The 13749-nt window shown below is 73.9% G+C and carries 13 protein-coding genes and 1 pseudogene; 8 read left to right on the forward strand and 6 right to left on the reverse strand.

Annotated features, from left to right (window positions below; genetic code table 11):
• Nucleotides 1-68: 68 nt before the first annotated feature.
• From E4N63_RS26350 to E4N63_RS26360, 4 genes and pseudogenes are all read left to right on the forward strand, one after another.
• Nucleotides 69-1487 (forward strand): aldehyde dehydrogenase family protein, encoded by a 1419-nt coding sequence (locus E4N63_RS26350; protein ID WP_230241833.1) that lies wholly within the window; start codon nt 69-71, stop codon nt 1485-1487.
• A 164-nt stretch (nt 1488-1651) separates the two neighbouring features.
• Entirely contained in the window at nt 1652-2731 is a 1080-nt protein-coding gene (locus E4N63_RS26355; RefSeq protein WP_125625684.1) for a Zn-dependent alcohol dehydrogenase, read from the forward strand.
• Between the two features lie 103 nt (nt 2732-2834).
• Nucleotides 2835-3023: pseudogene (locus E4N63_RS31610) on the forward strand (transposase); the annotation flags it as partial.
• The gene (locus E4N63_RS26360) at nt 2942-3799 is read left to right on the forward strand and encodes an enoyl-CoA hydratase/isomerase family protein (protein WP_308188788.1); all 858 of its coding nucleotides are present in this window, start codon (nt 2942-2944) and stop codon (nt 3797-3799) included. The pseudogene E4N63_RS31610 and the gene E4N63_RS26360, both read left to right, overlap by 82 nt.
• 47 nt (nt 3800-3846) lie before the next feature.
• Here E4N63_RS26360 and E4N63_RS26365 read toward each other — a convergent pair whose 3' ends face one another.
• A complete protein-coding gene (locus tag E4N63_RS26365) occupies nt 3847-4590 on the reverse strand; it encodes a VIT family protein (protein ID WP_125625686.1) in 744 nt (247 codons plus the stop codon).
• Between the two features lie 191 nt (nt 4591-4781).
• Between E4N63_RS26365 and E4N63_RS26370 the strand changes: the two genes are divergently transcribed.
• Nucleotides 4782-5060: a metal-sensitive transcriptional regulator gene (locus E4N63_RS26370; protein ID WP_019706584.1), complete on the forward strand. Its 279-nt coding sequence runs from the start codon at nt 4782-4784 to the stop codon at nt 5058-5060.
• Between the two features lie 90 nt (nt 5061-5150).
• On the opposite strand, the gene E4N63_RS26375 is transcribed toward E4N63_RS26370, so the two are convergent.
• The 3 genes from E4N63_RS26375 to E4N63_RS26385 form a co-directional block, all read right to left on the reverse strand.
• Nucleotides 5151-6578 carry an MBL fold metallo-hydrolase gene (locus E4N63_RS26375; protein ID WP_230241835.1) on the reverse strand — a complete coding sequence of 476 codons (1428 nt, stop codon included), beginning with the start codon at nt 6576-6578 and terminating at the stop codon, nt 5151-5153.
• Between the two features lie 86 nt (nt 6579-6664).
• Complete coding sequence (locus tag E4N63_RS26380; RefSeq protein WP_308188748.1) at nt 6665-8821, reverse strand: SpoIIE family protein phosphatase; 2157 nt, start codon at nt 8819-8821, stop codon at nt 6665-6667.
• A 210-nt stretch (nt 8822-9031) separates the two neighbouring features.
• A complete protein-coding gene (locus E4N63_RS26385) occupies nt 9032-9712 on the reverse strand; it encodes a TetR/AcrR family transcriptional regulator (protein ID WP_125625689.1) in 681 nt (226 codons plus the stop codon).
• A 64-nt stretch (nt 9713-9776) separates the two neighbouring features.
• On the opposite strand from E4N63_RS26385, the gene E4N63_RS26390 reads away from it, so the two are divergent.
• Together E4N63_RS26390 and E4N63_RS26395 are read left to right on the forward strand one after the other, a co-directional pair.
• Nucleotides 9777-10925, forward strand: a complete 1149-nt coding sequence (locus E4N63_RS26390; protein WP_125625690.1) for an acyl-CoA dehydrogenase family protein — start codon at nt 9777-9779, stop codon at nt 10923-10925.
• A 128-nt stretch (nt 10926-11053) separates the two neighbouring features.
• Nucleotides 11054-11677 carry a TetR/AcrR family transcriptional regulator gene (locus E4N63_RS26395; RefSeq protein WP_125625691.1) on the forward strand — a complete coding sequence of 208 codons (624 nt, stop codon included), beginning with the start codon at nt 11054-11056 and terminating at the stop codon, nt 11675-11677.
• Nucleotides 11678-11740: 63 nt separating this feature from the next.
• Here the strand turns inward: E4N63_RS26395 and E4N63_RS26400 are convergent, their stop codons facing one another.
• Nucleotides 11741-12202 carry a MaoC family dehydratase gene (locus E4N63_RS26400; protein ID WP_039821249.1) on the reverse strand — a complete coding sequence of 154 codons (462 nt, stop codon included), beginning with the start codon at nt 12200-12202 and terminating at the stop codon, nt 11741-11743.
• Between the two features lie 210 nt (nt 12203-12412).
• Between E4N63_RS26400 and soxR the strand changes: the two genes are divergently transcribed.
• Nucleotides 12413-12886 (forward strand): redox-sensitive transcriptional activator SoxR, encoded by a 474-nt coding sequence (gene soxR, locus E4N63_RS26405; RefSeq protein WP_125625692.1) that lies wholly within the window; start codon nt 12413-12415, stop codon nt 12884-12886.
• A gap of 54 nt (nt 12887-12940) precedes the next feature.
• On the opposite strand, the gene E4N63_RS26410 is transcribed toward soxR, so the two are convergent.
• Nucleotides 12941-13558 carry a hypothetical protein gene (locus E4N63_RS26410; RefSeq protein ID WP_125625693.1) on the reverse strand — a complete coding sequence of 206 codons (618 nt, stop codon included), beginning with the start codon at nt 13556-13558 and terminating at the stop codon, nt 12941-12943.
• Between the last annotated feature and the right edge of the window lie 191 nt (nt 13559-13749).

Raw genomic sequence — 13749 nt, forward strand, 5'->3', positions numbered from 1 at the left:
GAAAACTAACAGCGCTAGTTTGGTTCCCCGGATCACATACCGAGCAGTCTGTCCTGGAGGGTAAGGCGATGAAGGCCCACGACGGGATGTACATCGACGGCGACTGGCGGCCGGCCGCCGGGCAGGACGCGATCGCCGTGGTCAACCCGGCCGACGAGTCGGTCATCGGCACCGTCCCGGCCGGTACGGCGGAGGACGTGGACGCGGCCGTACGGGCCGCCCGCGCGGCCCTCCCCGGCTGGGCCGCCACCCCGCCCGCCGAGCGCGCCGCGCATCTCAAGGCGCTGCACGCCGCGCTCGACGCGCGCCGGGACGAGATCGCGGAGACCGTCACCGCCGAACTCGGCTCCCCGCTGAAGTTCTCCCAGGCCGTGCACGCCGCGGTGCCGGTCGCGGTCGCGGCGAGCTACGCGGAACTCGCCGCCACCCACCCCTTCGAGGAGAAGGTGGGCAACTCCACCGTCCTCTCGGAGCCGGTCGGAGTCGTCGGCGCGATCACGCCGTGGAACTACCCGCTGCACCAGATCGTCGCCAAGGCGGCCCCCGCGTTCGCCGCCGGCTGCACGGTCGTCCTCAAGCCCGCCGAGGACACCCCGCTCGTGGCCCGGCTCTTCGCGGAGATCGTGCACGAGGCGGGGCTGCCCGCCGGCGTGTTCAACCTCGTCACCGGCCTCGGCCCGGTCGCCGGGCAGGCGCTGGCCGAACACCCCGGGGTCGACATGGTGTCCTTCACCGGCTCCACCGGCGTCGGCAAGCGGATCGCCGCCACGGCGGCCGCGGCCGTCAAGCCGGCCGCCCTGGAGCTCGGCGGCAAGTCCGCGAACGTCATCCTGCCGGACGCCGACCTGGCCCGCGCCGTCAACGTCGGCGTCGCCAACGTCTTCGCCAACTCCGGCCAGACGTGCAGCGCCTGGACCCGGATGCTCGTGGACGCCGCCCGCTACGAGGAGGCCGTCGCCCTGGCCGCCGCGGCCGCCGCCAAGTACGTCCCCGGCGACCCGCTCGACCCCGCCAGCCGCCTCGGCCCCGTCGTCAGCGCCAGGCAGCGCGACCGCGTCACCGGCTACATCGAGCGCGGTGTGGAGGAGGGCGCCCGCCTGGTCGCGGGCGGCCCGGGGGCGCCCGAGGGCCGGGAGACCGGCTACTTCATCCGGCCCACCGTCTTCGCCGACGTCACCCCCGAGATGACCATCGCGCAGGAGGAGATCTTCGGCCCCGTGCTGTCGATCCTGAAGTACGAGGACGAGGAGGAGGCCGTGCGCATCGCCAACGGCACCGTCTACGGCCTCGCCGGAGCCGTCTGGTCCGCCGACGCCGAGCGGGCCGCCGCGTTCGCCCGCCGCCTGGAGACCGGGCAGGTCGACATCAACGGCGGCCGCTTCAACCCGCTCGCCCCCTTCGGCGGCTACAAGCAGTCGGGCGTGGGCCGCGAACTGGGCAGCCACGGGCTGGCCGAGTACCTGCAGACCAAGTCGCTCCAGTTCTGACGCGGCGCGGCGCCGTCCGCACGGCGCCGTCCGCACCGCGTCCGCGCCCGTCACCGCACCGCCCGCACCGGCCGGTGGCCGCCCGCCCCGCACGGGGCGGGCGGCCACCGGGAAGCCCGAAGACCGAGAAGCCGAGAACACCGAGAAGAGCGAGAAGAGCCGCCATGACCCGCGCCGTCGTGCTGCCCGCCGTCAACGCACCGCTGGAGATCACGGAGATCGAACTGCCCGACCCCGGACCCGGCCGGGTGCGGATCAGGATCGCCGCGGCCGGGGTCTGCCACTCGGATCTGTCCCTCTCCAACGGAACCCTGCGCCAGCCCGTCCCGGCCGTCCTCGGCCACGAGGGCGCGGGCACCGTCACCGCCGTCGGCGAAGGGGTCACCGCCGTCGCCCCCGGCGATGCGGTGGTCATCAACTGGGCTCCTTCCTGCGGCAGTTGTCACTACTGCGGCCTCGGCGAGCCCTGGCTCTGCGCCAACGCCCTGGCCGGCGCCGCGGTGCCGTACGCCCGGCGGACGGACGGCACCCCGCTCCACCCCGGGCTCAACAGCGCCGTCTTCGCCGAGGAGACCGTCGTCTCCGAACGCTGTGTGCTGCCCCTGCCCGAGGGTGTCCCGCTGGCGGACGCGGCCCTCCTCGGCTGCGCCGTGCTCACCGGCTACGGAGCCGTCCACCACGCGGCGCACGTGCGGGCGGGGGAGTCGGTCGCCGTGTTCGGCGTCGGCGGCGTCGGGCTCTCGGTGATCCAGGCGGCCAGGATCGCCGGCGCCGGGCAGATCATCGCCGTGGACGTCTCGCCGGAGAAGGAGGAGCTGGCCCGGAAGGCCGGAGCCACCGACTACCTGGTCGCCGCCGACGACACGGCAAAGCGGATACGGAAGCTCACCGGCGGGCACGGCTCGGACGTCGCCGTCGAGTGCGTCGGCCGGGCGCAGACGATCCGCACGGCCTGGTCCTCGACCCGGCGCGGCGGCCGCACCACGGTCGTCGGCATCGGCCGCAAGGACGACCAGGTGTCCTTCTCCGCCCTGGAGATCTTCCACTTCGGCCGCACCCTCTCGGGCTGCGTCTACGGCAACTGCGACCCGGCCCGGGACCTGCCGGTGCTGGCGGGCCTCATCCGCGAGGGCAGCCTCGACCTCAGCGGCATGGTCACCGACCGGATCGGCCTCGACGGGGTGCCGGCGGCGTTCGAGGCGATGCTGGCCGGGCGGGGCGGCCGGGCCCTGGTGGTGTTCTAGGGCCTGTTCCAGGTTCGGATCATTGGTTTTGGGATTCGCCGGTGGGGGTCGGCTGGGCCTGGTAGTTGTCGAGGGTGGCGCGTGGTGATCTCTCGGATGCCGAGTGGGAGTTGGTCGAGCCGTTCTTGCCAGTGGGCGAGCGCGGCCCGATCCCCCTGACCTGCGGCGGCAATTCAACGCCGTGATGTGGCGGTTCAGGGCTGGGTGCCCGTGGCGGGACGTGCCGCAGGAGTACGGCTCCTGGCCGACCGTCCACGGCGCGTTCCAGCGTTGGGCGACGGCCGGGACCTTCCGGACGCTGATGGAGGGGATGATCGCCGAGGCGGCGGCCTGTGGACAGGTCGATCTCGACCTGGTCGGCGTGAATTCCACGGTCGCGCGCGCTCATCGTCATATGGCGGTCCGGCCACGTTCACCGGCGAGATGCACACCGACTTCCCGCGCGCCCTGTTCGAGATCGGCGAGGACCGCGACAACCGCGTCCTGGTGCTGACCGGCACCGGTGACCGGTTCATGACCGACATCGACGGCGCCAGCCTCGGCGACATCACCAAGCCCGCCAACTGGGACCGCACCCTCGGCGAGGGCCGCCGCGTGATGCAGCGCCTGGTCGACCTGGAGATGCCCGTCATCGCCGCGGTCAACGGTCCCGCTTCCGTCCACAGCGAGTACGCCCTGCTGTCGGACATCGTCATCGCCGCCGACACCACCGTCTTCACCGATTTCCCCCACCTGACCTTCGGCATCGTCCCCGGCGACGGCATCCAGATCGCCTGGGAAGAGGCCCTGGGCCTCAACCGCACCCGCTATCTCACCCTCACCCAGGGCTCCTTCACCGCCGAACAGGCCGAACGATGGGGCGCCGTCGCCGAAGTCCTGCCCCTGGACGAGGTCCTGCCACGCGCCCAGCACCTCGCCGAGGAACTCGCCGCCAAGCCCCAGCTGCTCACCCGCTACCTCGCCGTCACCCTGCGTCAGCGCATCAGCCGCCGTATGGCCGAAGGCACCCAGCTCGGCATGGCCCTCGAAGGCCTCACCGCCGCCGACCTCGCCCACCAGCAGAAGTGACATGCCGGCACACACCTCCGGCCGGCGTCGGCACCGCCCCTGCGGCCTCACCCCACCGCGGTGCCCATGAGCGCCCCGATGGCGTAGGTGACGGCCATCGCCGTGAAGCCGCCGGTGACGTTGCGCAGCACCGCGATCCGCCGTGGCGCCCCGCCCAGCGCCGCGCTGGACCAGCCGGTCGCGGCCAGTGCGAGCAGCACCGTGCCGACCGTGACCCACAGCCGGACGGCGGCCGGCGGCAGCACGATCGCCATGAGCGGCAGCAGCGCGCCCACCGAGAAGGCGGCGAGGCTGGCCCAGGCGGCGTGCCAGGGGTTGGTGAGCTGCTCCGGGTCCAGGCCCAGCTCCGCCTCGGCGTGGGCGGCGAAGGCGTCGTGCCGGGTGAGCTCCTCGGCTACCTCGCGGGCGAGCCCGGGGGAGAGGCCCTTGGCCTCGTAGAGGCCGGCGAGTTCGGCGAGTTCGGCCGCCGGCGTCTCGGCCAGCTCCCGGCGCTCGGTGGCCAGGGTGGCGCGCTCGGAGTCGCGCTGGGTGCTCACGGAGACGTACTCCCCGACGGCCATCGACAGGGAGCCCGCGAAGAGCCCTGCGAGACCCGCCACGAGCAGGGTGTCCGCCGAGTCGGTGGCCCCCGCGACGCCGACCACGAGACCGGCCGTGGAGACGATTCCGTCGTTGGCGCCCAGCACGGCGGCGCGCAGCCAGTTGAGCCGTACCCCGAGGCCGGCCCGGTGCGGCTCGTCGTGCCGCGGCTCGTCCGCGTCCGGGGGACGCCCGCCGAGTGGTTCGCTCATGGAACGCAGTATCGGAGGGCTGCCGCGGCACGGCGGCCGGGACGCGCCGGGCCCGTCCCGGCCCGGCGGATGAGGACCGCGCCCCGCGCCGGCGGCCGGTGCCGGTTCCGGCGCGACGGGCTCCGGCCGTTCGGGTGCGGAGCGCGGCCCATGGCGTAGAATACCCAAGGGGGTATCGAAAGGAGTAAGCCGTGGAGCTGGAGATGGCAGCGGAGGACCTGAAGTCGGTGCTGAACCGGCTGCGGCGGGCCCAGGGCCAGCTGTCCGGGATCATCCGGATGCTGGAGGACGGCCGGGACTGCGAGGACGTCATCACGCAGCTCTCGGCCGTGTCCAAGGCGCTGGACCGGGCCGGGTTCGCGATCATCGCGACCGGACTGCAGAGCTGCATGGCCGACGGCGACGTCGACGCGGCCGACCGCGATGCCATGAAGCTCCGCCTGGAGAAGCTCTTCCTCTCCCTGGCCTGAGGTTCCGGCCCGGGGCGGAGCCCCGGCGGCCGGACCCGCGTCAGGCCGCCGGGGGACGGTGCCGCCGTCCGCGGCCGGTGGTGCCCGCCGTCAGCCCTCTTCCGGACGGTCGCCCTCTTCCGGACGGACGACGCGCAGGCCGGCCTTCCCGGCGGCGTCGAAGGCGTCGTCCACCACGACCGCCTCGCGGCCGGCCGCGTCCAGCATCGAGGCGGCGATCGTCGCGCGCATCCCGCTCGCGCAGTGCACCCACACCCGGCCCGGCGGCACCTCGCCGATCCGGCCGTGCAGTTCGTGCACCGGGATGTGGACCGAGCCCTCGACATGGCCGGCGGCGCGTTCGGAGTCCCGGCGGACATCCAGGACCACCACCCCGTCACCGGCGGCCGGACCGGTTGTGCCACCCGCTCCGCTCCCGTGAGCCTCCTCCGCCAGGCCCGCGAAGGTGCCCCGTCCGGAGGACCGCAGCCGCTCGCCGTCCCGGATCCAGCAGCGGGGGTCGCCGGTGGCCGCGGCGGCCGGCCGGTCGATCCCGACCCGGACCAGCTCCCGCTGCGCGTCCGCCAGTTGCTCCGGGCTCTCGGCGAGCAGGGTGACCGGCTTGCCCCAGGGGATCAGCCACGCCAGATAGGTGGCGAGCTGCCCGTCCGCCTCGAAGTTGTACGAGCCCGCCACATGCCCCTCGGCGAAGGCCGTACGGCTGCGCAGGTCCACCACCCACTCGCCGGCCGCCAGGCGCCGCGCGATCTCCCCGGCGTCCGCGGCCGCGGCGGGGGAGAGGTCCACCGGGGGCGGCCCGCCGGCGTTGACCGGGCCGATGTGCGCGTAGTAGGCGGGGATGTCGTCCAGTCCGGCGAGCAGGTCCGCCACGAACGCGTCCACGTCCTTGAGGAGGACGTCGTTGCTCTTCCGCTCGGTGCCGACGGTGGTGCTGTCCTGCTCCGTCTGCGGGGAGGAGGAGCAGAAGCTGCCGAAGCCGTGGGTGGGGAGCACCGGCACCTCGTCCGCGAGTTCCCGCGCCAGCCGCCGCGCCGAGGCGTGCTGGGCGCGCGCCAGTTCCTCGGTCAGCCGCGGCTCCACCAGATCCGGCCGCCCGACGCTGCCGATGAGCAGCGAGCCGCCGGTGAAGGCGGCGACCTCGCGGCCTTCATCGGTCAGCAGGTACGCGAAGTGGTGCGGGGTGTGGCCGGGGGTCGCGAGGGCGCGCAGCGCCAGGCCCTCGTCCACCGGCAGGGTGTCGCCGTCGTGGACGGGCGTGTGCGCGAACGGTAGGCGCGCGGCGGCGGGCACCACATGACGGGCGCCGGTGATCCGTGCCAGCTCCCGCCCGCCGCTCACGTAGTCGTTGTGCACATGGGTCTCCACCACGGCGCCGATCCGCACGCCGCGCCCTGCCGCCGCGGCCACGACCCGGTCGATGTCGCGCGGCGGGTCCACCGCCACGGCGGTCCGGGGCCCGCCGGCCAGATAGCCGCGGTTGCCCAGCCCCTCGGTCTCCACGATGTCCACGAAGTACACGGATGCCTCCTTTTCGGGTGCGCCCGCACGCGTACCCGGCGGCAGGCGTTCCAGCCGCCGGCCGGGCCGCGGCGCCCCGGCACCGCTCAGCAGGGCCGCAGCAGCAGCAGCGCCACGTCGTCGGCGCGCTGGGCCCCGGCTTCGGCCGGCTGGACCAGGGCGTCCGCGATGTCGTCCAGCCGTTCGAGGTCGGCCAGCGCGGAGACGCGGTCGGCCAGGGCGGAGATGGACAGCCCGATGTCCTCCCCGGGCCGCTCCACGAGACCGTCGGTGTACAGCACGAGCAGGCTGCCGGCCGGTACCGCGACCTCGGCGACCTCGTACCGCGCCCCCGAGTCGATGCCCAGCAGCAGCCCCGGCGGCACCTGCAGGATCTCGGTGCCGCGCCCCGGGATGTGCAGCAGCGGCGGCGGATGCCCGGCGCTGGCCAGCAGGGCACGGTGCCGGGACAGGTCGAGATGGGCGTAGAGGCAGCTGGTGAAGAGGCCCGGGTCCAGGTCGGTCACCAGCCGGTTGGCGCGGGTCAGCACCTCGTCCGGCGGGGACCCGACGCTCGCGTGGGCGTGGACGGCGGTCCGCACCTGCCCCATCAGCGCGGCGGCCGTGACGTTGTGGCCCTGGACATCCCCGATGAACGCGCCGGCCGTGACGGGGTCGAGGCGGATGAGGTCGTAGAAGTCGCCGCCGATGTCCATGCCGTGGGTGGCGGAGGCGTAGCGGGCCGCGATGTCCAGGCGGCCGGCCATCGGGGGCAGACTCTGAGGCAGCAGGCTCTGCTGCAGGCCCTGGGCGAGCCGGAGCTTGGCCTCGTACAGCTGGGCGCGGTCGAGGGCCTGGGCGAGCAGGCCGCTCACCGAGGTGAGCGCGGCCCGCTCCTCCGGGGGGAAGGGGTGCGGCTCCTCGTATCCCAGGACGCAGGTGCCGACCGGGCGGCCGGAGGCGATCAGCGGCAGGAAGGCCCAGGCGTGCATGAGCTGATCCGGTGGAGGGCTCCCGGGGAAGAGACGGACCCGTTCCTCCGGTGAGGCGAGGAAGACGGGCGTGCCCTGGGCGAGGGCGCGTGCCACGGGGGCGTGCCCGGAGACCGGCATCCTGTCGAAGTGGTCCAGCGTCGCGTCGGGGAAGCCGCGGTGGCCGGCCTGGTGCATCCGGCCGCCCTCGGCGACCATGAGGGCCAGTCCGGCGGCTCCGAAGGCGGGCATCAGGTGGTCCGCCCCCAGTTCCATGACCTGCCGCACACCGGTGGCCTTGGTCAGCGCGCCCGCCAGATGCATCAGCTGGTAGATGGAGCCGACACGGGTCGGCTCACCGGGGCGGGAGCCCGCCGCCCCGGGCTGCTCCGGATGCTCCTCCACCTCGGCCGGGGAGATCAGCACGCTGATCCCGGTCGCGTCGGGGAAGAGCTGGAAGGCCAGCCACTGGTCCGGAGGGCGCAGGGCGGTGAAGGAGGTGGCCTGCCGGCTGATGACGGCGGCGCGGTAGCGGTCCTCGTACACCGGGTCGTCGAGCCAGGGCAGGGCCTCCCAGGGCAGCGACCCCATCAGTTCCTCCACCTCGCGGCCCACGAGCTCGGCCCCCCGGCGGCTGATGTAGGTGATGCGCGCGTCGAGCCCGAGGGCGCAGGACCCCTCGGGGATGCGTTCGAGGAAGTCGGCCACGGCCACGGGGACGGAGCGGCCGCCCGGTGCGGCGACGCCGCCGGGCTCGGGCAGCACGCGGGTCGCGGCCAGCGGGCGCAGCGGCTTGCCCGCCTCCGCGGCTCCGCGCAGCACCCCGGCCATCTCGGCGGCGAGCTCCTCGATCCGCTCCCGCTCCTCGCCGGGCAGGCGCTCGTCGTGCGAGGCGGGCCAGAAGAGCAGGACCGTGCCGTAGCAGACGCCGCCGGAGAGCAGGGGCACGGCCGCGAGCCGGAAGTCGTACGGCAGGATCAGGGCCGACTGCGGATAGCGGCGGGTCAGTTCACCGGTCCCGCTGATCCAGACCAGGCAGGCCCCGCGCATGGCGTCGCCCCCCGGGGTGGGGGCGCTCAGCGGGACCCGCACCCACGGGGCGATGAAGTCCAGTGGTACGCCCATCAGCACGTCCAGGCGCAGCGCGTCCTCCCCGGGCAGGGGCAGGTACAGCGCGCCGCCGTACGCGTCGGTCTCGTGGACGGCACTGGTCAGCAGCCGGTCCAGCCGGCGTCTTTCCGGGCTGGAACGGACGGCTGACGGCGGCGGGGCCGATGGTCGCTGGACCGGCACGTCCTGGCTCCCGTCTCACCCGCGGGGCGGGACGGTGTCCTCCGGTGTCCGCGGCGAGGCCCGGCGGGCGGAGGTCGGGAGGGCGGAAGGTCCGGAATGCCGGGAATCGCTCATATCCGGATCGTACGCCGGGGCGGGGAGGCGGCATGTGTACGGCGGGCGGCGGGGCCGGGGCGGGAGTGCGGGGAACGGGGCGGCGGTGCGGCACCGTCAGCCGGCCGCCTGCGGGCCGCCCGCTCCGGCACCCGCGGGCCGGCCGGCGGCCAGCTCCTCGTACTGCAGCGCGAGCCCGTCGACCAGGGCCCGCAGTCCCGTCTCGAACGCGCCCTCGTCGACCTGCTGCTGGTGCTCGGCGAGCCGGTGGGCCTGCTGGAGGTGCGGATAGTCCGCCGGGTCGTAGGCGGTGGCGTCGCCGACGAAGCCGCGGGCGAAGGAGCCGAGGGCCGAGCCGGCGACGAAGTAGCGCATCAGGGCGCCGATCCGGGTGGCGTGGGCGGGCGGCCAGCCGGCCTCGACCATGGCGCCGAAGACCGCGTCGGCCATCTTCAGGCCCGCCGGGCGGCGCCCCGGGCCCTGGGCGAGGAACGGGACGATGTTGGGGTGGGCGGCCAGCGCCGCACGGTAGGAGCGGCCCCAGCGCAGCAGCGCCGTGCGCCAGTCCTCGCCGCCGCCGAACATCGACAGGTCCACCTGGGCGACGACGGTGTCCGCCACCGCGTCCAGGATCTCGTCCTTGACCGCGAAGTGGTTGTAGAGCGACGGGCCGCTGACCCCCAGCTCCGCCGCGAGCCGGCGGGTGGAGAGTGCCGCCAGCCCGTCCTCGTCGATCAGCGCGAGCGCGGCTGTGACGATGCGCTCTCTGCTCAGCAGGGGCTTGCGGGGGCGGGCCATGCGCCACATAGTAGAGACGGCTAAAACTAGCAGCGTTAGTTAAATCGTCTTGAGGAGTGCGGCCGTGGATCTGGAACTCTCCGAGGAGCAGGCGGCCGTACGGCAGCTCGCCCGGGACTTCGTCGAGCGGGAGATCGCCCCGCACGCCGCCGCCTGGGACCGCGCCGAGCGGGTGGACCCCTCCGTGCCGGAGAAGCTCGGGCGGCTGGGCTTCCTCGGGCTCACCATCCCGGAGGAGTACGGCGGCTCCGGCGGTGACCACCTCGCCTACGTCCTGGTCACCGAGGAGCTGGGGCGCGGCGACTCCGCGGTGCGCGGCATCCTCTCCGTCTCCCTCGGCCTCGTCGCCAAGTCCATCGCCGCCTGGGGCAGCGAGGAGCAGAAGCGCGCGTGGCTGCCGCGGCTGTGCTCCGGCGAGGCGCTGGGCTGCTTCGGCCTCACCGAGCCCGGCACCGGCTCGGACGCCGCGGCGCTCACCACCCGGGCGGTGCGCGAGGGGGACGGCTATGTGATCAACGGCTCCAAGATGTTCATCACCAACGGCACCGTGGCCGATGTGGTCCTGCTCTTCGCCCGCACCGGCGGCCCCGGCCACCAGGGCGTCAGCGCCTTCCTCGTCCCCGCGGACACCCCCGGCCTGGAGCGCCGGGAGATCCACGGGAAGCTCGGGCTGCGCGGCCAGGCCACGGCCGAGCTGACGCTCACCGGCGTGCGGGTGCCGGCCTCGGCCCTGCTCGGCCCGGAGGGCAAGGGTTTCTCCGTCGCCATGTCCGCGCTGGCCAAGGGCCGGATGTCGGTGGCCGCCGGCTGCGTGGGCATCGCCCAGGCGGCCCTCGACGCCGCCGTGCGGTACGCGGGCGAGCGCGAGCAGTTCGGCAGGCCGATCGCGCACCACCAGCTCGTGCAGGAGCTGATCTCCGACATCGCCGTGGACCTCGACGCCGCCCGCCTGCTGACCTGGCGGGTCGCCGACCTGATCGAACGCGGACTGCCGTTCGCCACCGAGTCCTCGGTGGCCAAGCTCTACGCGAGCGAGGCCGCGGTGCGGTGCGCCAACAACGCCCTCCAGGTCTTCGGTGGTTACGGTTACATCGACGAGTACCCGGTGGGCAAGCTGGTCCGGGACGCGCGGGTGATGACCCTCTACGAGGGCACCAGCCAGATCCACAAACTGCTGATCGGCCGCTCCCTCACCGGAGTCTCCGCCTTCTGACCGGACGCGGGCCGGCGGTCCCCCGGTCCGCGTCCACCCGCCGCCCGGTCTCCTAAGCGCTTGCTCAGTACCCTGTAAGGTGTTCGCCGCCGGTGGAGAGGCCGCCGGGCACCGGAGAGCGGGGCGCGATGAGCAGCGAGGCGCAGCAGACCGAGGAGTGGGCGGATGTGACGCCCGACGCCGCCAGGCGGCTGGTGACGGCCGCCGTCGAGGCCTTCGCCGAGCGCGGTTACCACGCCACCACCACCCGGGACATCGCCTCCCGCGCCGGCATGAGCCCGGCGGCGCTCTACATCCACTACAAGACGAAGGAAGAGCTGCTCTACCAGATCAGCGGGGTCGGCCACCGGCTCGCCCTCGACATGCTGGAGCGGGCGGCGGACGGCGGGGGCAGCCCGGCCGAGCGGCTCGCCGACGCGGTGCGGTCCTTCGCCCGCTGGCAGGCCGAGCGCCACACCACCGCGCGCGTCGTCCAGTACGAGCTGGGCGCGCTGGGCGAGGAGCACCACGCCGAACTGCTCGATGTGCGCCGGAGGACCGACGGCGCGGTGCGCCGGATCATCCAGGACGGCGTCACGGCGGGCGACTTCGACGTACCGGACGTGAGCGGCACGACGCTCGCGGTGCTGTCGCTCTGCGTCGACGTGGCCCGGTGGTTCAACCCGGAGGGCCGCCGCACACCCGAGGAGGTCGGCGAGCTCTACGCGGACCTCGTCCTGCGCATGGTCGGCGCGGCCCGCCCGGAGGCCTGAGGGCCCGCGAGGGCCGGCGGCCGCCGGGAAAAGCCGGAGACCGCCGGGAGCCCTCGGGAGCGCTCAGAGGTAGAAGCGGCTCACGCTCTCCGCGACGCAGACCGGCTTGTCGCCGCCCTCGCGCTCGACGGTGACGGCGGCGGTCAGCTGGACGCCCCCGGCCACCTCGCTCACCCCGGCGATCCGCCCGGTGGCCCGCAGCCGCGAGCCGACGGGCACGGGGGAGGGGAAACGGACCTTGTTGGTGCCGTAGTTGATGCCCATCCGCACCCCCTCCACCCGCATCAGCTGCGGGACGAGGACGGGCAGCAGCGAGAGCGTCAGGTAACCGTGGGCGATCGTCGTCCCGAAGGGTCCGGCGGCGGCCTTCTCCGGGTCGACGTGAATCCACTGGTGGTCACCGGTCGCCTCGGCGAAGAGGTCGATCCGCTTCTGGTCGATTTCCAGCCAGTCGCTGTGTCCCAGCTCCTCGCCGACCGCGGACTTCAGCTCGTCGAGCGACGCGAACACCCGGGGCTCCGCCATCTCCATGACCTCCCAAAGACAGATACTAAGCGGTTGCTCAGCATGCTGCCCGGTGCGGTCCCTGTCAACGGCCCGGCCGCGGCTACGGGCGAGGTCACACCGGCCGGACGCGGCCCGAGCGGGGCGGCGCCGCGTGCGGACCGGGACCGGCGGGGCGGGACCGGCGGACCGGTGGGCGGTCGTCCGTCCCGCCGCGTAGCCTTGGGCGGCGTGCCGCAGATTCCAGCAGGACTCCAAGAACTCACCGTGGGCCAGCTCTCCGCGCGCAGCGGCGCCGCGGTCTCCGCCCTGCGCTTCTACGAGGCCAAGGGGCTGATCAGCAGCCGCCGCACGACGGGCAACCAGCGCCGCTACAGCCGTGACGCGCTGCGCCGGGTGGCCTTCGTGCGGGCCGCCCAGCGGGTCGGCATCCCCCTCGCCACCATCCGTGACGCACTCGCCGAGCTGCCCGACGAGCGTACGCCGACCCGCGAGGACTGGGCACGGCTCTCCGAGGCCTGGCGCTCCGAGCTGGACCAGCGCATCGCGCAGCTCGCACGGCTCCGCGACCATCTGACCGACTGCATCGGCTGTGGCTGCCTCTCCCTGGAGACCTGTGTGCTCTCCAACCCCGATGACATGCGCGGCGGTCACGGCAGCGGATCGGCGCTGCTGTCCGAGCGCGGGCGGGCGCGCGGCGGCTGAACGCTGTGGCGTGCGCCGCGCGGCGGAGCCGGGGAATCCCGTGTCCCGGTTGTCTCAGGGGGTGGTGGCGGAGGCCAGGGCCGGCCGCCGCGACCGGCGGGAGGCGGCCAGGGCCTGCTCGGTCAACACCGGTTCCGGCACGACGATGCCGCAGTCCGTGCAGACCGGGCCGGAGCTGGGGACGTGGTCCAGGCCGCCGCGCCAGGCGATACGGGGCGAGTCGCAGACCGGGCAGAGAGAGCCGGGTTCCGACTCCAGCGCCGTGATGATGCGCCGCAGCACGTCGGCCAGCGGTGCCGTCGGATGGACCAGGGGATCGTCGCACCAGGCCACTCCGCAGCCGCCCCAGGTGCACCGGTGCCAGTCGTCCAGGGCGCTCGGCTGCCGTATGCCGAGCCGCTTCTCCTGCTTGCGGCGGACACCGAACGCCACGTCGTACGCCAGCCAGACCCGGCGGGCCTCCTCCAGCTCCGCCAGGGCCGCGACCAGCCGGTCCGGTCCGGGCCGCCGGTCCTCGGTGCCGATGCCGACCCGGCCGCACAGATGGTGCCAGGTCGCCCGGTGCCCGTACGGGGCGAATTTCTCCAGGCACCGGCGCAGCGCGGTGCGGCGCTGCTCGGGGGTCAGCCGGGGGTCACGCACCTGTTCGGCGAGACTTCTGAATCCTGCCATTCGTCTCCCACCTCCGTCGCTCGTGCTTCGGCGATGTGGAATGGACGTACCGCGACCCGAAATGGCTCCCGCTCCGGGGAGTTGAGCGCAAACTGTCCGGTTGCGCGCTCTTGCGTCCCGGCCGGCGCACCGTCAGGTACCGGATAGCGGATACCGCTGATGGACCATCGGAAAATCTGACGTCAGCTCCC

Source organism: Streptomyces sp. MNU89 (genome assembly GCF_020982505.1).
In the GTDB taxonomy this organism is placed as follows: Bacteria; Actinomycetota; Actinomycetes; order Streptomycetales; family Streptomycetaceae; genus Streptomyces; species Streptomyces xinghaiensis.